13 protein-coding genes are annotated in these 20,023 nt (G+C 54.2%); 3 read left to right on the top strand and 10 right to left on the bottom strand.

Annotation, left to right across the window (positions count from 1 at the left end; genetic code table 11):
• Nucleotides 1–98 precede the first annotated feature (98 nt).
• The 5 genes from thiD to sbcC all read right to left on the bottom strand — a co-directional run bounded on the left by thiD (nt 99) and on the right by sbcC (nt 7,656).
• Entirely contained in the window at nt 99–911 is an 813-nt protein-coding gene (thiD, locus tag ACP5D4_RS11295; protein ID WP_428011731.1) for a bifunctional hydroxymethylpyrimidine kinase/phosphomethylpyrimidine kinase, read from the bottom strand.
• 27 nt (nt 912–938) lie between these two features.
• The gene (gene ftsZ, locus ACP5D4_RS11290; protein WP_428011730.1) at nt 939–2,225 is read right to left on the bottom strand and encodes a cell division protein FtsZ; all 1,287 of its coding nucleotides are present in this window, start codon (nt 2,223–2,225) and stop codon (nt 939–941) included.
• A gap of 428 nt (nt 2,226–2,653) precedes the next feature.
• The gene (locus ACP5D4_RS11285) at nt 2,654–3,505 is read right to left on the bottom strand and encodes a cell division protein FtsQ/DivIB (protein WP_428011729.1); all 852 of its coding nucleotides are present in this window, start codon (nt 3,503–3,505) and stop codon (nt 2,654–2,656) included.
• 113 nt (nt 3,506–3,618) lie between these two features.
• Nucleotides 3,619–4,332, bottom strand: a complete 714-nt coding sequence (locus ACP5D4_RS11280; protein WP_428011728.1) for a hypothetical protein — start codon at nt 4,330–4,332, stop codon at nt 3,619–3,621.
• Between the two features lie 306 nt (nt 4,333–4,638).
• Entirely contained in the window at nt 4,639–7,656 is a 3,018-nt protein-coding gene (sbcC, locus tag ACP5D4_RS11275; RefSeq protein ID WP_428011727.1) for an exonuclease subunit SbcC, read from the bottom strand.
• 302 nt (nt 7,657–7,958) lie between these two features.
• Here sbcC and ACP5D4_RS11270 point away from each other — a divergent pair, with 302 nt between their 5' ends.
• Together ACP5D4_RS11270 and ACP5D4_RS11265 are read left to right on the top strand one after the other, a co-directional pair.
• The gene (locus ACP5D4_RS11270; protein WP_428011726.1) at nt 7,959–9,245 is read left to right on the top strand and encodes an ATP-binding protein; all 1,287 of its coding nucleotides are present in this window, start codon (nt 7,959–7,961) and stop codon (nt 9,243–9,245) included.
• A gap of 318 nt (nt 9,246–9,563) precedes the next feature.
• On the top strand, nt 9,564–11,378 hold the full coding sequence (locus ACP5D4_RS11265) for a PAS domain-containing sensor histidine kinase (RefSeq protein ID WP_428011725.1): 1,815 nt from the start codon (nt 9,564–9,566) through the stop codon (nt 11,376–11,378).
• A gap of 36 nt (nt 11,379–11,414) precedes the next feature.
• On the opposite strand, the gene ACP5D4_RS11260 is transcribed toward ACP5D4_RS11265, so the two are convergent.
• The 4 genes from ACP5D4_RS11260 to ACP5D4_RS11245 form a co-directional block, all read right to left on the bottom strand.
• Nucleotides 11,415–12,905 carry an alanine/glycine:cation symporter family protein gene (locus tag ACP5D4_RS11260; RefSeq protein ID WP_428011724.1) on the bottom strand — a complete coding sequence of 497 codons (1,491 nt, stop codon included), beginning with the start codon at nt 12,903–12,905 and terminating at the stop codon, nt 11,415–11,417.
• A 205-nt stretch (nt 12,906–13,110) separates the two neighbouring features.
• A complete protein-coding gene (locus tag ACP5D4_RS11255; protein ID WP_428011723.1) occupies nt 13,111–13,611 on the bottom strand; it encodes a Fur family transcriptional regulator in 501 nt (166 codons plus the stop codon).
• Between the two features lie 271 nt (nt 13,612–13,882).
• Complete coding sequence (gene dndD / locus ACP5D4_RS11250; protein WP_428011722.1) at nt 13,883–15,850, bottom strand: DNA sulfur modification protein DndD; 1,968 nt, start codon at nt 15,848–15,850, stop codon at nt 13,883–13,885.
• 184 nt (nt 15,851–16,034) lie between these two features.
• Nucleotides 16,035–17,948 carry a transketolase C-terminal domain-containing protein gene (locus ACP5D4_RS11245; RefSeq protein ID WP_428011721.1) on the bottom strand — a complete coding sequence of 638 codons (1,914 nt, stop codon included), beginning with the start codon at nt 17,946–17,948 and terminating at the stop codon, nt 16,035–16,037.
• Nucleotides 17,949–18,337: 389 nt separating this feature from the next.
• Here ACP5D4_RS11245 and ACP5D4_RS11240 point away from each other — a divergent pair, with 389 nt between their 5' ends.
• Entirely contained in the window at nt 18,338–18,700 is a 363-nt protein-coding gene (locus ACP5D4_RS11240; protein ID WP_428011720.1) for an STAS/SEC14 domain-containing protein, read from the top strand.
• Between the two features lie 51 nt (nt 18,701–18,751).
• On the opposite strand, the gene ACP5D4_RS11235 is transcribed toward ACP5D4_RS11240, so the two are convergent.
• Complete coding sequence (locus tag ACP5D4_RS11235) at nt 18,752–19,864, bottom strand: ATP-binding response regulator (RefSeq protein WP_428011719.1); 1,113 nt, start codon at nt 19,862–19,864, stop codon at nt 18,752–18,754.
• Between the last annotated feature and the right edge of the window lie 159 nt (nt 19,865–20,023).

Below are 20,023 nucleotides of genomic sequence, written 5' to 3'. Positions count from 1 at the left end.
ATTCAGAGAAAGCCGTCCTAGAAGGACGGGGCTTGAATCCCATTATTTTCGGTCAGGGAAATCACGCTTGCGACTCCCTACGTTTACCGTAAACGATTTCAATCCCGTTCTCGTAACGGGAAAAAATGACAAACGGGCCCTTGACCGCCTCCGATGGCGAGGGCGTGATGCAAGGCGCGAGTGAGGTAGGTTTTGGCGTCGCGCACGGCGGTTAACGGCGGTTTCCCGAGGGCGAGGTTGGCGGCGGTTCCGGCGGAGAGGGTGCAACCTGTTCCGTGGGTATGCGGGGTTTCGACGGTTTCGGTTTGCAGGATTTCGAGTTGGTCGCCGTCGAACCATACATCGAGACCTCGTAATTCTCCTTGCATTCCGCCGCCTTTAATCAGAACTGCCCGAGGTCCGAGTCGGTGAATGCGTTCGGCGGCGGTTTTCATGTCGTCGAGGCTGTTGACCGCTTGTTGGGCGAGAATTTGGGCTTCGTAGCGGTTGGGGGTGAGAATTGCCGCTTGGGGAATTATGCGATCGATCAGGGTGGCGATCGCTCGGTCGTCGATGAGTTGCGCTCCTGTCCGCGACACCATGACCGGATCGACGACGAGGCGATCGATCCCGAACTGTTCGATCGCCTCCGCGACCGCCGACATAATGTCCGCGTTTAATAACATTCCCGTTTTCGCCCCATCCACGCCCATATCCTTGACAACGGCATCAATTTGTGCTAATACCGCGTCGGGCGGTAACGCCTCCACCTGATCGACGCCGAGGGTATTCTGAGCCGTCACGCAGGTGAGGGCGCTGGTTCCGTGAACGGCGTGAAAGGCGAAAGTCCGTAAATCCGCTTGAATTCCCGCGCCGCCCCCACTGTCCGAACCCGCGATGGTGAGCGCGACGGGGACGCGATCGAAGGTCATTATCCCAAAAGACAGCGTAACAGCAACCTATTCCCGATTCCGACGGCGTTGTAAAAACTCGGGAATATCCAAACCGCCAGGAATCCCGAAACGGGGTTGCGGGGATTGCGGTTCCGGGGCGGGAGCGGGGGCGGGGGTCTGGGGTTGCGTAAAGTCCCGTCTTGGCGGCTGCGCTTGTGCCGCACGGCCTCCGATGGTGTCTTGCACTTCGGCGGAAAATCCGGTGGCGATGACCGTCATCTTCACCTCGCCCTGCATTCGATCGTCGAGAACCGCCCCAAAAATAATGTTGGCATTGGGATCGACCACCTCGTAAATTGTCTCGGCGGCGGCGGTGACTTCGTGCAAGGTCATATCCGTTCCGCCCGTGATGTTGAACACCACCCCTTTCGCCCCTTCGATGGAGGCTTCTAGCAACGGCGAGGAAATAGCGGCCGAAGCGGCTTCTCGGGCGCGGGACTTGCCCGATCCCTGACCGATTCCCATCATGGCCGAACCCGCATCGGCCATAACGGCGCGAATATCGGCGAAGTCCACGTTCACCAAACCGGGGATAGTAATAATGTCGGAAATCCCTTGAACCCCTTGGCGAAGAATCTCGTCGGCGTAGCGGAAGGCTTCTTGTACTGGGGTTTGTTCGGGAATCACCGCCAATAGCTTGTCGTTGGGAATGACGATGAGGGTATCCACCCGGCTTTGTAAGGCTTCGATACCCTGTTTGGCTTGTTCGGAGCGTCGGCGTCCTTCAAACATAAAGGGTCGCGTGACGATACCCACCGTCAACGCCCCGGCTTCCTTGGCCATTTCCGCGACGATCGGCGCGGCACCGGTTCCCGTTCCGCCCCCCATTCCGGCGGTGATAAACACCAAATCCGAACCTTCGAGGGCGGCCATCAGTTCGTCTCGGCATTCTTCGGCGGCTTTTTGGCCGATGGCGGGGTTTCCGCCTGCCCCCAAACCGCGCGTGAGTTTCTGCCCGATTTGCAGGCGTCGGGGTGCAGCGGAACTGACGAGGGACTGGGCATCGGTGTTCACCGCCCAAAATTCGATATTGGACATTTCTGCGGCGATCATGCGGTTGACGGCGTTTCCGCCGCCGCCACCGACGCCGATCACTTTAATTTTCGCCACACTACTCGGCAGAATATTCCCGAAGGCGGATTCCTCGTCGGGGGTGCGGCGTTCGTCCGTTCGATCTCCGTACAACCCCGCGTTGCCAAAAGGATTCGTGTTGTCTGCGGCGACGGGAAAGTTTGCCGAACCTTCTGATGGGGGATTGGAGTGTGACAGCGCGAGTTGACTGTTTGGGGTCATTGGAATCGAGCGAAATCGGTGAACAAGAAGGGTCGAGATTTGGCAACTGAATGTCAACTATCAGGTAAAACGTTCCGGATGCTGACGCGATGGCGATCGAATTCGGAAATAGCGAAGGCGATCGAGACACATCGACAACCCGGTTGGCTCTGATGAGAAACGGTAAGACAACCGTTTTTCAGTGCGATCTCCCGTGTGTCAATCCGTTTGAAGTTTAACATTCCGAACGGCTCGTTTCGCCCGATCGAGCGTTTGACGGCAGAATTTTAGACCTTGTGTGTTGGCGAGAGCGAACCGTCGCTCTTTCTCCACAGATATCGATCGAACAGATCGGGGAAACTGCCGTCTCGACCGGAAGATACCTCATCATAGCAACAAGTGGCAAGTCGTCTCAAACCTCCCGCGAATGAGTCTCGAAACTCCCATTCTCAGGGCAATTCCAGGGATTCTTGCCCTCGGTTCGATCGCATCAGTTGTAAGAGGGGTTTGTCGGGATTCCGCAGGTCGATATAGGCGATTTGACTGATATCGACGGTTTCGGGTAAATTTCGCAGGCGATCGAGCGCCTCGAGGCGATCGCCAAAGCGATCGTCGAACGGTCCGAAGTGAACGGTTCCCAGTTCTCGCGTGGTTACAATAATATTGGTGGGATCGCGCCAGTCGATTTCGCTGATGTCCACCGGAGACTGTTCTAAGGCACGGTAGACCGTCGCCCAGTCGTTGCGGTAGCGATCGCTCGATCCCCAAACGCGCAACGAGGGCAGCGTCAATCGGTTGAGAATGTCGTAGTTTTCAATGGGCATCCAGAAGCCATCGGCATCCAGCAACCCCACGCGATCGCCCGGACGTGCCGTTCCGGTATTGGGTTCGACTAAATACGCCACCGCCACGGGACGCCGTTCTCGCACTCGTACCACCAAACGCGGCGGAATCAGTTCTCGCCGCACTTGGGCTTCGGCGATGGGGGTGCTGGCTTCGAGTACGTCGGCGATATGCTGGGGATCGAGATGCAGCAGGGGTTCGGGGTAGTCGATGGGGAGCGCCGTCCGAATCACCTCCTCGGACAACCACTGATTGCCTTCGATGCGAACGCGATCGGCGTCGTCAATCGTCCAGTCGGGGCGCGTCACGCCCCACACCACGCTTCCGGCTAGGGCAGACACCGCCAACAACCGCAGACTTCCTCGCAGCCGTTTCCATCCCCGCTGACGCCGCAGATGGCGGCGACGATGGCTTAGATCGCGAGCCGAAATTGAGTTAAAGGACGGATCGGCAGTCATATTTCAACGCTTTAAAATTTAGGGGCGAATACTTGAAAATTGGTGGGGGAGGGTAGGGGTTTAACCCCTTTTCTCGTACCGATTGCACCCGTTCGATGTTTAATCTTCTCACTTTATGTCTCGTGCGATCGCGCGATCTTGGCCACCATTTGCCGAGTTATTTGTTTTAAACTTTGCAATCCTGCCATCGAACCGCGAATCAGATGGAACGCCGCCCTCGGTTGACGCACAAACGCAAGGCTCAACGCCAGCGGTTTCAAGCGTCCGCTAGGGTCGATCGCTTCGGACAAGTCGGGAATGTCGCGATCGCTCCCGTCGCTGACAACTCGCACCATCGCCGCTTCGGAAAACGCCTCGAACACTGCCAGTCCTTCCATCTCTACGATATCCGCCTGGGTGGTTCGGTACAGTTGGCGTTTGTCCTCCGCCCGCACTACCGCTTTTTCAACGGTACAGGCGCGAACCTCCGGCAATTCTAAAGATAGCGAATTTATCCAGTTTGCTTCACTTGTCACCGCAGTTCCCTCGACGGTAACGCACTCGTGACAAAGTGTCGCCGTTCCCGGCGTCCACTGCGGTGACAAACTCCCCGCCAATCCCATTAGCAACACCCGCGACACCTGGGGATGTTGCGATTTCCAGGTTCTTAAAAACTGCCGTACTGGGTCGATTCCCACCGGAATCGCTACGATTAACGGAGATTTTCCTAAAGTCTGGTTTCGGGAAGGCGATCGATCGAATTCCCGCTTTACCGTCTGATATTCCACACCTTGCGGAACGAAAATCGCATCTAGGGTCATTTTCAGGGAACAGGGAACAGTTTCCATAGGGTGCCTGACCTGAAAACTCGGGTGTGAATCGGTCACGCACCGCACCTCATCCCCCTCAGTAATGCAGAAAACTTTTCGAGATTGGGGATTGACAAAATACATTAAATATGTATTTAAGTTCGAGCCAGATCTCCGGCAGCCATTTACCGATCTGAGATTTTTGAACCAACTCTTAAATCAAGGGTTTCAGGACTTTTCTGCATCTCATCACCTCATCACCTCATCACCTCATCACCTCATCACCTCATCACCTCATCATCTCATCATCTCATCATCTCATCACCTCATCACCTCGTCACCTCATCACACCGACACCCGCAACTCGGAACCGGAGGCGGTTTTCTGGACTTCGATGCGGGTTTGGAAGGCTTCTTTGAGGTGGGGAATGTGGGTGACGGCTAAAATACAGGCGAAATCGGGGGCGATGGCTTCGATGGCCGAAATCAACCGTTCGCAGCCGCGATCGTCTTGGGTCCCGAAGCCTTCGTCAACTACGAGCATCTGTAACGCCGCCCCGGAACGCTGCGCCAGTAATTTCGCTAACGCCAAGCGAATGGCGAAGTCGATGCGGAAGGCTTCCCCGCCGGAATAGGTTTCGTAAGGGCGTGTCCCTCGGGCGTCGGCGATGAAAATTTCTAGGGTTTCGATGAGTTTGACGTTTTTCTTGCTGCTTTTGCTGGCTTTTTGCGTGACGAACTGCACGTGAAGCTGGTTCGCACTCAGTCTCGACAGCAGGCGGTTGGTTTCGGCTTCGAGTTGCGGAAGGACGGTTTCGATGGTGAGGGCTTGAATGCCGTTTTTCCCGAAGGCTTGCGATAATTCTTTGTAGACCCACTGTTGGCGACGGGCGGCGTCGAGTTGTTCCTGTTGTCGATCGATCTGTTCGCGAAGGTCGGCTAAATGTTGCTGTTGTTGCTGCAACCGTCCCAGTTGGGAGAGATACTCGTTGAGGGTCGATCGACGCTCTTGAATTTCTCCCTGTAAACTGGCGATGTCCGCCGAAACGTCCGGCGTCGTCTCCAAGCGTTCTTTCGCCTCCTGTAACTGGGTTTCCAGTTGCGTCCGTTCTTGCAAACGCTCAGCTAAATTCTCTTCGAGTTCCCGTCGTTGTTGTTGCAGTCGCGGCGTTTCCTGCTGGGCGGTTTTCAACGTCTCCATTTGCGAGAGCCATGCTTGAGCCTCCCGCAATTGGGAACGGACGGTGTTGTGGGCCTCTAGGTCGTAGGCTACCTTATTTATATAGCGATCGAGATCCGCCAGTTCCCGCGCTAAGTCAGATTCGGTTTGCAACTCGACGGTTTCTTCTCGTACTCTCTGAAGTTGGGCTTGCAATTGCGGCCGTTGTTCTTCGAGTCCTTGCAGTTGTCGCCGCGCTTGCTGCATCTGGGCTTGTTGGATGTCCGCCCAGCGCAAGCGATCGACCGTTCCTCGGGCTAAGGCCAGTGCTTTTTCATCGTAGTTGAGTTCCGTGAGAGTGCGATCGATCTCCTCCAGTTCCCGGCGCGTCTCTTCTGCAAAGTTCCCCGACTCCAACACTCGGGCGATTTCAGTGCGTTCGGCCATCGCCTGTTGTAGGGTTTCCCATTCCTCTTCGCTGGCCGAGAGTTGCGCCTGAAGCTGTCCCCGTCGTTCCCGCAACGCATCGTATTCGCTCAATTGATGTTTTAAATCCCGGTATTCTTGCCGCAATACCTGAATTTCCCGCTCGGAAATGGCGATTTGCTCTTTCACCACCCAAACTTGATGTACGATCTCTTGATGTTGCTCGCGGTGTTTTTGCGAAACCAGTTCCCAGTGATGCTCGTCCAGGGGTCGATCGCACAGGGGACAGAGAGCGTCGGGAACCTGCAACATCTCGATTTTACGATCCATTTCTGACAACTGGGATTCGTAATCCCGCTGGTGGGCGTGCAACCGTTCGAGGAAACTTTTCCGTTCCAGGCCTTTCTCCTCCACCCGCTGTTGATATACTCTGACTTTTTCTAACTCTTCGATACGACTGCCCACCTCCATTAAAGATTTTTCTAACTCCGGTCGTTGGCTTTGGCGCTGTTGCAACCGTTCCTGTTGTCGTTGCAATTGTTCGAGACGGGCTTCGAGATTGGCGCGGGCGCGATCGAACTCCCCTCGAAGCTGTACCTGGCGCTGCATCAACGGTGCAGCTTCCGCGTGTCGGCGTTCCAATTCATTGAGAGTGGCTTTCGCTTGGTTCAGCTCTCGCACCCCGGCTTCCACATCCGCTTCTCGGCTTAAGGTTTGTCGAACCTCCCGTTCCGTTTGCTCCAAACTTTCTAACCTTGCAGCGAGTTGTTGTTGTTGCTGTTGCAACGTCGCCAGAGCGCGATCGCGTTCCTGTCGTACCCCTTCCCGTCGCTGGCTGGCGTCTTGATGTTGAGCGAATTTTTCCGTATAGGCGTCGTCTTGCGCCCGTAACGCCTGATATCGAGCGTATCCCCCTTGAATCTCCTCCGCGCGATCGAGCAATTGCGACAGTTCCGCCTCCCGGCGTTGCAGGCGATCGCGATCGATCTGCTTTCGTTCCACTTCCCGCGTCAAACTCTCGAATTGCTGGCCGTACCAATTTAACTGCTGTTCGAGGGTTTGACGTTGCGTTTGTTGCTGTTGCAAATCCTGCAACCGTCGCGTCGCCTCCTCTTGCTGCTGTTGCAAGCGAGCGATGTCCCTTTCCGTCGTCGAGAGATCTCGGCTAATAGCTTCTTCGGCGTGAAGTTGCACCTCCAAACTCGCCAAACTTTGTTCGAGAACCTCCTGTTGACCCTTCGCGTGTTTAGAAATATCCTTAGCTTTTTCCGCCAATTGGTCGTATCGATCGAGTTTCAGTAAATTCGCTAAAACCTGCTTGCGCTCTCGCGGCTTTTTCATCATAAACTCGTCCGCATGTCCCTGACGCAAATACGCCGAACACACAAACGTATCATAATCGAGTTTAATGGTATCGAGGATTTTCTGCTGCGTCGCCCGCACGCCCTTGGCCGTAATCGGGCGAAAGCCTTGCGGCGTCTCCAATTGAAACTCCAAGGCGCTGGACTGTCCGCGACGGCGACGGCGTTCGACCCGAAACACCTGATTTTGACATTGAAACGTGAACGCCACCCGCACTTCCTTTTCCCCGACGCGAATCGTATCGTCTTCAGTTCCCGCCCGACTTTTTCCCCATACCGACCAGGCCATGGCTTCGAGAAGCGACGATTTTCCCGCGCCGTTTTCGCCACAAATACAAGCCGTGTGCAATCCGCGAAAATCCAAAGTCGCGTCGCGATAGCTAAAGAAATTTTGTAGCGTCAGTTCGATCGGTATCATGTGGGTCGGTCAGACTCGCGTTAAAAAACCCGAAATTGGCTTCGATATTGGAGTGGGTTTTCGATATTTTAACTCGCGATCGCAAGAAAAACAGAACTTTCAAAAAAAAACGATCGACCGCCTTCAAAATTATCCCCGCTGATTTCTCGGCTGTCGGCGTCTCCCATCACTAGACTCAAAACGCTTTCTCTGGGGTGCTTCACCAAAAATCCCCCCGGCCGTACAATACAGTCAACCTCTCAGGTTCTCGATCGAACGCGAGGACAGGATCGATCGAGACCGCCGCAACAGTTTCCCCGACCATGAACACCACTTCGATTCGATTTTTGCAACATCAAGCAGCGTCCTTGCTGCTGTATCGATCGGTGTTAACCGACGACATTGGAACGGCGTTTCTGACGCTACTGGACGCCCTCTATCACTACGACAAACCCGCCGCCTGTCTCTCCGCTTACGGCGCTTGGTTTCGGGCTTTAGTCTCAGCCGGGAAAAGCTGGCAAGATTACCTGATCGATCGCATTCTTCTCGACGATAACCCCTTCTCCCGGCGCGTCCAAAAGCAACCTCTCGACCAACTTTCCCCCACCCTCATCGCCGCCGCCCAACAGGACTTACAAGCCTTACAACATCTCTACGACTGCGGCGGCGATACCCTCAGCCATTGGGTGCGCTTAGTCGCCAAAGCCGAAAAAGCCCCCGTGGCCGTTCCCGATACCGTCGCCTCCCATCCCGTCTCACTGCACGAGTTTGATTCTTGGCCCGACGCCCTCCCGCAACTGGCTCAATACCACCGCCGCCACGGATGCGGCTTGTTCGCCCAATATCGGGCGCTGCGCTGGACCGCAGGCGGCTTACGAGGGATTTCTCACCCCGACCCGGTGCGTTTGTCGGATTTGGCGGGATACGATCGCCAAAAAGCGGCGTTGTTGGACAACGCGAAAACCCTGTTGGCAGGATATCCGACGCTGCAGGTTTTGCTGTATGGCTGTCGGGGTTCGGGGAAATCGTCGTTAGTGAAGGCGGTGGCCAACGAATTGGTCGATCGTAATTTGCGTTTAGTGGAAGTGTCCAAATCTCAATTGCGGGATTTACCCGATATTGTCGAACAGCTTCGGAAAGTGCCTCAGAAATTTATCGTATTTGTAGACGATTTGTCCTTTGAAGAAGACGACGAAGCCTTTAAAGCCTTAAAAGTGGTGTTAGAAGGAAGCGTGACGGCGCGGGCGTCTAACGTGGTGGTTTACGCCACCTCCAACCGCCGCCACTTAGTCCGAGAATTTTTTGAAGACCGCCCGAAACCTCGCGACGCCGGAGAAGTTCACGCTTGGGATACCGTACAGGAAAAACTCTCCTTTAGCGATCGCTTCGGGCTGCACTTGACCTTTGAAAGCGCCAGCCAAGACCGCTATCTCGAAATCGTGCGCCATCTCGCCGGACGGGAAAAACTTCAGATTTCCTTAGAAGAACTCGACGCCCGGGCGTTGCAATGGGCGACCCAACACAACGGACGTTCCGGACGGACAGCGCGACAGTTCGTCGATTTTCTCAAAGCCGAGTTAGCCGCCGCTCCTCCTGATGTTTGGGCGTGACGGGGATCGCGATCGACGGCAGATTTCTCCAACGAAAATTGAGTAAAACGCTGCGATCGATCCCCTGGATTCCGAAAGCATTTAATATTTTCTTAAGATACTGATTGACAATGTAAAATTTTGCCGTTGGCAAAGAGTCAGCTACAATAAGCTAAAATAGAACTTAATAAAAAATCATTTTTAATTTAGATTTCTTTACATATGGAAGATTTAATTCACACGCCGGGGATCGAGCCGCGCCTGTCAAAACGGCAGCGTAGCCAGTCAAAACCCCCCTCAATTCGGGTATCACAACCCCCGCCCCTTCAGCGCGTTAACTTGGATAAATTCTTCGCGCTGTCCCGAGACATGATGTGTGCCATCAGCCCGGACAGCCACTTCAAACAACTGACAGCCGCTTGGACGAATGCCCTGGGCTATACTCGCCAAGAACTGCAATCTCGACCTTGGATGGAATGGGTTCACCCAGACGACATTCCCCAAACCCTGGAAAAAATCCACGAACTCATCATCCTCAAAGCCGAGAAAGTTTCCTTTAAAAATCGCTATCGCTGCCGCAACGGCCGGTATAAATGGCTGTCCTGGGAAGCCAACTTCGACGAGATAGGGGGAACGATTTACGCCAACGTCGGCGACCTCGGCGAACGTCCCGGCTGTAGCGTTGGCGTCCACCACGCCACCCTGGCCCAGTTCAACACCCTCGAAGAACACTTCCGCCTGCTGGTGGACGGGGTGAAGGACTACGCCATTTATATGCTCGACAAACAGGGGCGGGTCATCAGTTGGAACGCCGGCGCCGAACGTATCAACGGCTGGCGAGCTGACGAAATTATCGGCGAACCCCTCGACGTATTTTTCCCCGAAAGCAGTCGAGAGCGCCACAGCCCCGCCAAAATCCTGGCCTTTGCGGCGACGGCGGGACGGTTCGAGTTTGAAAACTGGCGCCTGCGAAAAGACGGCTCGCAATTTTGGGCTCACGTGGCCATCTCGGCCTTGCGGGACGAAGACGGCCAGCTTCTCGGCTACGCCACCATCACGCGGGATATCACTGCCAAAAAAGAACAAGAAGAAGCCCTGCAACAGGCTTACGACAACTTAGAACAACGCATCGAAGAGCGCACGGCAGAACTAACGGAAGCCAACGCGCGGCTTCGCGAGGAAATTTACATCCGTCGCGGTACCGAAGAAGCCCTGCGGGAATCGAGAGAACGCTTACAACAACAAGCCAGCGAACTAGCCAAGACCCTACGGGAACTGCAAACGACGCAAGCGCAACTCATCCAAACCGAAAAAATGTCGGGATTGGGGCAGTTGGTGGCCGGGGTCGCCCATGAAATCAACAATCCCGTGGGGTTCATCCACGGTAATCTCGAACACGCACGGTTGTACGTGCAGGATTTAGTCCGGTTGATTCAGCTATACCAACAGCACTATCCCAATCCCAACCCGGAAATTTGGCAACTCGTCGACGAAATCGACTTGGATTTCATCGTCGGCGATATTCCGAAGTTGCTGGCGTCGATGAACGCGGGAACGCAGCGGATTCATAAAATCGTGCAATCGTTGCGGCAGTTTTCCCGCCTCGACGAAGCTCAATGTAAAGAAGTCGATCTTCACGACGGCCTCGAAAGTGCGTTGCTGTTGTTGCAACATCGCTTGAAAGCCAGCGGCAAAGCGAAAACGGTCTGTTTGGAAAAAGATTACAACCTGTTACCGTTAGTCGAATGTTACGCGGGACAGTTGAACCAGGTGTTCGCCAATACGTTGGAAAACGCCATCGACGCCATGCGGGAACGGGAACACCGTCTCAACGACCCGGAGTATACGCCGCAGTTACGGGTGCGAACGCAGCATTTGGGCGATCGCGTGGCCGTAGAGATTTGCGATAACGGCATCGGCATGACGGAAAAGGTGCGATCGCGGGCATGCGATCCCTTCTTTACCACGAAACCCGTCGGTCAGGGAACGGGGTTAGGTCTCTCGACGACCTATCAAACAGTGGTGGAAAAACACGGTGGAACCCTGTCCTTCGAGTCTCAATACGGTCGAGGTACGACGTTGAGGTTGGAACTTCCGGTTCGCTTGCACGCCTCGAAACGAAACGGCGACCTCAGCGGCCGCCGTTGTGGGTAATGGATTCAGACAAACCCATTCCCATCAAAAACGAGTTTATTTATAAACGGGCATCTGACCGCTGCGAAGTCGATCGAAATAGTCGTTGAGATCCTTCGCGACGCTGTTGGACATGATAAATCCCCCCAACATATTGGGAAACGCCATCGTCAGGAAGACCATATCGGTAAAATCGATGACCGAACCCAAATTCACCACCGACCCGATAAAGACGCAGACAACGAAGATCGCACGATAGACTTGCATTTGCCGCTGGCCGAATAAATAAGTCCAGGCTCTCTCGCCGTAGTAACTCCAAGAAATCATCGTGGAAAAGGCGAACAGAAACACGGCGATCGAGAGAATAATGGGAAACCACCCGATAACGCTGGCAAAGGCTTCGGTCGTCAACTCCACACCCTGAAGGTTTGTATCCTGGTAGACCCCCGTAATCACCACCACCAACGCGGTCATGTTGCAAACGATCACCGTATCGATAAAGGGTTCGAGTAACGCCACGATGCCCTCGCGTACCGGTTCGTCAGTACGGGCGGCGGCGTGAGCGATCGCCGCCGACCCCATCCCCGCTTCGTTGGAAAACAGGGCCCGACGCACCCCCTGAACGAAGACCCCGATAAAGCCCCCTTCGATGGCTTTCGGGGTAAAGGCACCGCTGAAAATCGTGGCGACGGCGTTGGGAATTTCTCCGAGATTCGTCAACAAAATCCACAGGGCGGCAAGAACGTAAATGACGCACATCGAGGGAACCAGGGCTGAAGCGACCGACCCGATGCGTCGGATACCGCCGATGATGACCAAGGCGATGAGAAAGGCCAAAATTAACCCGAAAACCCAGCTAGGAATCGGAATCAGCGTCGAAATCGCGGCAAAGGATTGGTTGGCTTGGAACATATTGCCCCCACCCAAGGAACCGCCGAGACAGAGAATTGAGAACAGAACCGCCAAAACGTTGCCCAAGGGGGCGAGGTTGCGCTCGGCCAGTCCCCGAGAGAGGTAGTACATGGGACCGCCGGAAACATGGCCGTCTGCGTTCACGACGCGGTACTTTTGCGCCAAGGTGCATTCGACGAACTTACTGGTCATGCCGGAGAGTCCGGCGAGGGTCATCCACACGACGGCACCCGGACCGCCTACTTGGATGGCGACGGCAACTCCGGCAATGTTCCCCAGTCCGACGGTGGCGGAGAGGGCGGCGGAAAGGGCTTGAAAGTGGGTCAGTTCTCCTTCTTCCTCGGGGTCGTCGTAGTGACCGGCTACGACGAACCAGGCGTGTTTGAAGGCTCGAATGTTGATGAAATTCATGCGAACCGTGAAGAAGAGCGCCCCCAGGACTAGCCACAGGACGATGAGGGGAATGCCGCCGATGCTGAAGAAGAGTACTGGTGCCATCCAGTCGTTGACGAGACTGGCGAAAATCGCATCGATGCGATCGAGAAATCCTCCCTCGGTTGCAGCGGCTTCAGCTTGGGCGAGGGCAGCCGTGGGAACGGCCAGCAGTAGGAAAAATAAGAGCCAACGATGTTTCATAGGATCGGTTAAGAGGTCGCGATGGACGACAGACGATCGCGTTCGGGCGATCGTCCGTAAAGCGAAAGGAAGAGCGTTCGTTCCTCGCGTTCGGAGCGATATTTCGCGATCGCCTTTAAGGTGTTACGCCTTTAAAGATTTCTTCGATTTTGCCCGAAGCAGGGCAATTTGCAAAGTTGGCGTCTTATTGTTAACTCTTTGGGCATTAACTCAAGGCTCTCGGACAAGTCCAATCTTCAGGGATACCCGACGGCCATCCTCGCTTCATGGCTTCGAGACAAACACCGTGAATCGTTAACTGGCAATCGAGTAAATGAAAGCCTTCTTTGTTGGTGGTTTTGATGCCGATTTTGAGAACGGAGTCGCTTTTAAATTCGATAGTCTTGTTACATTTGACACAGACTAAATGATGGTGATGGTAGGGCTGGGGCTGGTTCAGTTCGTAGTGTTTGTGTCCTTCGGCTAATTCCAGTTCCCGCAACAGCCCCAAATGGGTCATTAATTTGAGCGATCGATAGATCGTGGAAAGACTGATTTTTTTCTTCGTCTCTTTTTCTTGCAGGCATTGATAGAGGTCTTCGGCACTGAGGTGTTCGCCTTTGGGCAGTTCTTGAAAAACTCTCAAAATTGTTTCCCGCTGGGGTGTCAGGCGCAAGCCGAGTTGATTTAATTCTGCTTTGAACGCTTCGCTATTGTAGCTATACATCGTGTATTTTTTCTTAAAAAATATGCCCTAAAGATCATAGTAATCGTCAGAATCGCTTAGTGTCAACAATTGCCCCTTAATGCAAATTGATAGCTATAAGCTTTCCTCGGAACCACCGACGAGAGCTTGGTTTGACGGCGGTTCGGGTCAGTTTCTAGGGCTGGAAATTAGGGATTCAATTGAAGATTATTGTCAAAAAAAACGAGACGCCATCTTGGGAAGATGCCGGAGGTTGGGTCGTCGATCGAGCGGCTCGAGATCGAGGCGATCGCTACCAAAAATAACCCGGCTTCACGATCGTCTGCTCTTTCTTGGGGTTGTATTCGAGTAAATATTCCCGAGCGATGGCGTCGCGGTCTCGCAACTGCTGTACCTCCGCCTCGCGAATTTCCGTATCCGTCGAGAGCAAAATGACCTGTTGGCTGGCGGCGGGGAAATACCGTTCGATGAGGTTTTGACGGTGGGAGGAATCCAAGCGTCCCAACGGCGTATCGATCGCCACCGGAAGCTGACGTTCGGAAACCCGCGCCAACCCCCACAAAAAGGCGATCGCCAGCAGTTGCTTTTCGCCAGCGGACAAGCGATGTTTGGGAACCGATTGTCCGGTGCGATCGAACAGAGACAAGGTAAAATCCTCTGCATCCACCACGACCCGATGCACCAAATTCGACTTGTGCAGCAGGTAGCGAAAACACTCCGTCACCTCAATTTCTAACTTATTGAGTTTGCGGAGGGTCAACTGGTGGCGGAACTGCGTCAAAGTTCCCTGGACTCGCTTCGACATTTGAATAATGCGATCGACATTGTGGCGATCGATATGTTCTTCCCCGTAATTTTTCAGTTCTCGCCGTGTTTTCAACAGCTTATCCTCGCACTGCTGGCGTTGGCGGCGCGTCACTTCCACCGCCACCTCTAACCGCTGGCGTTCTTCCTTAGCCAAGTTCATATTGTCGAAGAGGCGGTTGTACTCCTCCGGCGGCGCGGCGACAGCGATTTGCTGTTCGGTTCGATCGACCTTCTCTTGCAACTGGCGCAACCGTTCCCGCACCGCCTCCGCCTCAGTTTGGCAGGTCTCGAGACCTTCGAGGATTCTGTGCAACCGTTCCCGTTGGCGATCGTCGAGATCGAGCCACAATTCCATATCTTTGTCGAGTTGCGGCGTTTCCTGTTGCAAAAACGCCTGGATTTTCGCCAGTTTCGTTTTCGGAAACTTCAACAGTTCCAACTGTTCCAGTAACCGCGCGTCCCGTTCTAGCAAGGTCGATCGCAGCAAGCGATCGATCTTAAACTGTCGTTCGGCTTCTCCCTGACGTTGCGCCGCCTCCAACAACGGACGCACCATCAGCAACGGGAGCGTTCCCGAGACCCACTCCCGCAGGCGATCGCGCTGCTGTTCGACTTCACGGCGTTGTTCGTCCAATTTCTCTTCGAGGCGACTGCGTTCCCCCGCGATTTTTCCCCCTTCGGCGCGAAAGGTTTCCGTCGCGTCTCGTTCTAACCGCATGGCGCGATCGAGTTCTTTCGTCTTCGCCTTCAATTCCGCATCCAGCGCGTCGAACTCCTGCTGACAGCGTTCCAAACGCTGCTCGATTTCCTCCAACGCCTCCCGTTCTGCCGCGTCTGCAAGCTCCTTGCGCTTGCGGTTGACCAAAATTTCCAAATCCACCGCCAACCGTTCCGCCAGTTCCAACCCCAACAGCGATTGAATGGCGCTCGTCACCAACGGCGGCGGCGCGTCCAACTCCGCCAGTTCCTTCACCTGTTCGCCGTCGAAGAGAAACAGGTTAGAAATGCCCAAGGGCAGCAAATTTTCAATATACTCGTCCCAAGTTTCCGCCAACGCCGGGTCAGGCCACTCGCGATCGATAATGCCTAAACTATCCTTTCCGTCCTTGGGGTTGGCCGTCCAGGTGCGGACGATGCGATATTTGACCGGGCGATCGTCGATAATATGCTCGAACAGCAATTCTAGACGGGTCGTTTCCCCCGCAGGCGTGCGACGGTTGACACACTGAGTTAGAAAATCCCCATAACTGAGATTGCCCCGCGTGGAACACTGAGCGCGATGGCCGTAGAGCGCCAAGCGAATAGCGTCCATCAAGGTGGTTTTCCCGCCGCCGTTCATACCACCGAACAGAACGATGGGGGCCAGTTCGCCATCGTCCTTCGGACTGAGATCGATAGTCTGGCGTCCGATATAAGGTCCGAAGTTTTGCAGAACGAGTTCGAGAAATTTCACAGGTCGAGATTAACGCGCAAAAGAGCCAGGAACGAAACGTCCCTGGCGGAAGAGGGGGGTTGAAAGGGGTTAATTCGATCGTACCCTATTTCAGCGGTTTGCGGGCGATCGATTCGTTAAATTTTGGTATCGATCGATCCTCACGCACCGCCAATGTACTCACCTCCTCATCACCTCGTCTTTCCTATCCGACGAGTTCTTTCACCTTTGCCATAATGCTATCGGGGTCGATACCTTGATGGGGATACTGTTCCCACAGGCCACCGCAACCTTCTCGGTAGGTGCCGAGATGGGCGAATTTCGGCGTCAAACCCCGTTCGAGCAACCAGCTTCCGAAACGGCTTCCGAGGCCGGTGCGACGGTTGAAGGCTTCCACCACCAACACGAACGGCGAGGCGCCGATTTTGGCGATCGCATCTTCGTCCACCCGGTTCAAGGTCGGTTTGTTAATCAAGCCGACGTCGATACCCTCTTGTTTGAGGCGTTCTACGGCATCGAGGGCGCGATGGAGCGCATCGCCGAAGCTAACGACGTATCCAGCAGTTCCTTCGCGAATCACTTCGTCTTTACCGGGGGTGAAACTGTACCCCTCGCCGAAAAAGTCGTTTCCGTCCGTATCCAGAATATTGGGAACTTTCGATCGCGTCGAGAAGATAAAGCGCATTCCGGGATCGTGGAATACCGCTTTAACGCAAGCTGCCATCTGTCCGGCGTCGGCGGGGAAATACAGCTTCGTATCGTGGCCGTCGTCTAACCCGTTATCGGCAAACATATTGTTCAAGCCGAAGTGACAGGTATTGTCCGCCATGTCGTCGATTCCCGAGTGGGAGAAATGACAGAGGACGTTGGAATAGTTCAACCGCGCCATCGTGATTTCGGAAATACACATTTCCAAAAAGGCGCTGAAGGTGGCAAAAATCCCCTGTTTGCCTGCTTCCATACCGAATCCGGCGGCAGCAGAGAAGTTCCCCCGTTCCATGATGCCACCGCTGAGGAAAATGTCCGGGGTGGCTTGGCGAATTTGTTTCAAACCGCAAGAACCTTCTAAGTCGCTGTCGATGCAGAGGACGTTAGCTTTGCGCGTCTCAGCATCCATGTCCGAGAGAATCGAGGCTACGGTTTCGCCGAAAACGTTGCGGTTCGACCCCACTTCATCACTCGAACCCAGGTAGCTGTAAGGATTTTTGGGTTTTTCGATTTGTTTGAGGAAGTTGGCGGCGTCGCTGCGTCCTTGGGCGTCTAAATATTTAATTGCCGCATCTACGGGGATGACGTCGTGACCGTGGGGCGATCCTTCGATACCGTCGATTCCGGTGGCCATTTTGCGTTGGTTGATGACGGCCACGGGACCGTCGGTGGTGACGGCTTGGCACATCCGACGATAGAGGTCGTCGAGGTCTTCGCCGTTTCCTTCGAGGATGGTGAGTCCGTGACCGGCCAGGGTTTTGGCGACGCTGAAGCCTTTGAGGTAATGGGAGGGATGGCCGGCGATGGTTACGTCGTTATCGTCGATGAAGAGTTTGACGTTGAGGTTTTGGGAGACGGCCATGCGGGCGGCTTCGGCGTCGTTCCCTTCTTGTTGGGAACCGTCGGAACCGAGACAGCAGACGACGCGGTCGGGGTTGGCTGCGGCTACGCCGTTGATGTAAGGCCAGAGATGACCCAATCGACCGGAACTGAATTTGACTCCTGGGGTCAGTTCGAGTTCAGGGTGTCCTGGTAGTTTGGAGTGGGCTTCGCGGTAGCGCAGCAGTTGTTCGGCCGGGAGTTCGCCGTAAATGGCGGCCATGAGGTATTGGGTGGCGACGCGGTGGCCGGCTTCGTCGAAGAAGACGGGGACGAATTTGTTGGGGTTGCCTCGGAAGAAGGCGTCGAGAATGGCGACTTCGGGGGCGGTGTCGTAGGGGCCTCCGGTATGTCCGCCGACGCCTCGGGCGGCCCCGGTGGCGGTGAAGAAGACGATCGCGTCCCGAATCAGTTGGATGTTGGCTTTGAGGGTTTCCCGTTGGTCGTCGGTGAGTTGGGAAACGGTGGGATCGAGTTTGAGGGGTTTGTAGGCGTTAAGGTCGATGGGAAATTTGGTTTGAGTTGCAGTCATATTGGGTTTTCCTAGAGAGTGAACAATGTTGTGAGCCACCGTTTTAAGGGTGAGAGTGGGGCGATCGCGAGTTCTGAGTTTTGAAGCTAAAGCGATCGCGCTGGCGCTTTTTTGCCTCGCAGCGGTGGGTCTGGGGGAGGAAACGCGCCTTTACCATACCCAAGGCGGGTTACAGCTTGCGTAAAGGTCGGGTTAAGAGAAAATCAACGCTGAAAGCGATCGCACCTCACACCAAATGTCTTCTTTTTCCAGCGATCGCGTTGATGTCGTGTCTATCTTGTACTTAGGGTTTCTGTTGCGGGTATTGTCTCACACGACGGCCAGTCCTCTGGGAACAAAGGCTAAAATTAAGGTGAGATCGTCCCTAAAAGTTGGGAAGGAGTTGTGTTATGTCGATCGAACTGATTCCGACGAAAAGCGATGCTGCGATCGGATTGAGCATCGACGGCAAAATTGAAGCCAGCGATATCGATCGCATTTCTGAAGCGGTCGAAAAACGGTTGCAAACTCACGAGAAACTCCGGGTTTACGTGGAAATGAAACGGCTCGGCGGCATTTCCCTTGAGGCGCTGTTTGAAGACCTCAAACTCGCCTTGAAACATTTCAAGGATTTCGATCGAAAAGCCGTCGTCTGCGATGCGAAATGGGTCGAACCGGCGGCGTCCGTCTCCAACCGCCTGTTTCCTCAAATTGAGGTGAAGTCGTTTCCGTTCGATCGCCAAGCGGATGCGATGAACTGGATTTGCGAGTAATTCGGGGAGTCCAGGGATTTTGGGAAACGCAAGGGCCTGATTTCCCGGGTTTCAACTCCCCGGGTTCGTCGGTAAGCAGATGCGAAAGACGCTCCCCTGTCCGATTTCCGATCGCACGTCAATGCGTCCGTGGTGAGCGGCGACGATACGATGAGACAGGTGCAATCCCAACCCGCTCCCCGATCGCTTGTGCCGTCCTTGACGAAACCGCTCGAAGAGGGTTTTCTGGTCTGGGAGGGAAATGCCGATACCGGTATCTTTGATTTCGAGAACGCTGTGGTTTCCGTCCCGTTCGAGACCAACGGACACCGTACCCGTATCGGTAAATTTAATGGCGTTTCCGATGATGTTGGCGAAGACTCGACGCAATTCTAAGCGATCGCCAACCAGGGGGCGCTTGAAGTCTTGGGAACAGTTAAATTGCAAATCCAGTCCCTTTTCTTCGGCCAGCGGTGTCAGTTCTTCCACGATTTGTTGAATGGTTTCGTAGAAGTCAAATCTGGAAAAGGTAAGTTCTTTTCGTCCGGCTTCGTAGCGATAGACTTCTAACAACAAGTTCACCATATCTAGTAAGTTTTGGTTGCTGCGAACCATCGTCGCGATCGCTTCTTGCATCCCCTCGGAAACTTCGCCGAAGGTTCCCGATTGCATCAGAGCAAACATTCGATCGGCGGCGACGAGGGGAGTTCGCAAATCGTGCGTCAACCGAGAGACGAAATCTTCCCGTTCTCGCGCCATGCGATCGCGTTCGTCGAGGCTGTGTTTGAGGCGCAGCAGCGATCGCACTCGCGCCTGTAATTCGTCCATTTCAACGGGTTTGCGGATGAAATCATCGGCACCGACATCTAAACCGCGAACGACGCTCGAACCTTCGTGAGCGGTAATCAGTAAAATTGGGATATAGGCTAAATTCTCGTTCGATCGCACGCGGCGGGTTACGTCGTACCCGTCCAGTTTGGGCATCATGACATCGAGCAGAATCAGATCGGGCGGTTGTTTTTCAATTTTCTCGAGCGCCACAAATCCATCTTCGGCCAGGTCGATATCGTAGCCTTCGTCTTCGAGAATTGCTTGAATAAGAAAAAGATTATCAGGGGAATCGTCTACGGCAAGGATGCGATCGTGTTTCTTCGTTCCTTCAACTCGCGCTTCGGAAACATTCATTTAACTATTCTTTTTAAACTTACATCTTATATTATTTTAACGCAATCTATTGAAGATTGTATTGATTTAGAAAATAAAAATATATAGCAATTCTTTATGATGCAACTTTATTGATTTATTACTAATTTTCGCCGGACTTCGATCGAGGTTGAGTTTCAC

Origin of the sequence: Baaleninema sp., assembly GCF_049974805.1 — a bacterium.
Classification (GTDB): Bacteria; Cyanobacteriota; Cyanobacteriia; order Cyanobacteriales; family Geitlerinemataceae; genus Baaleninema.
The sequence above is the reverse complement of the archived record's forward strand: the minus strand, read 5'-3'. Positions and strand labels throughout refer to the sequence as shown.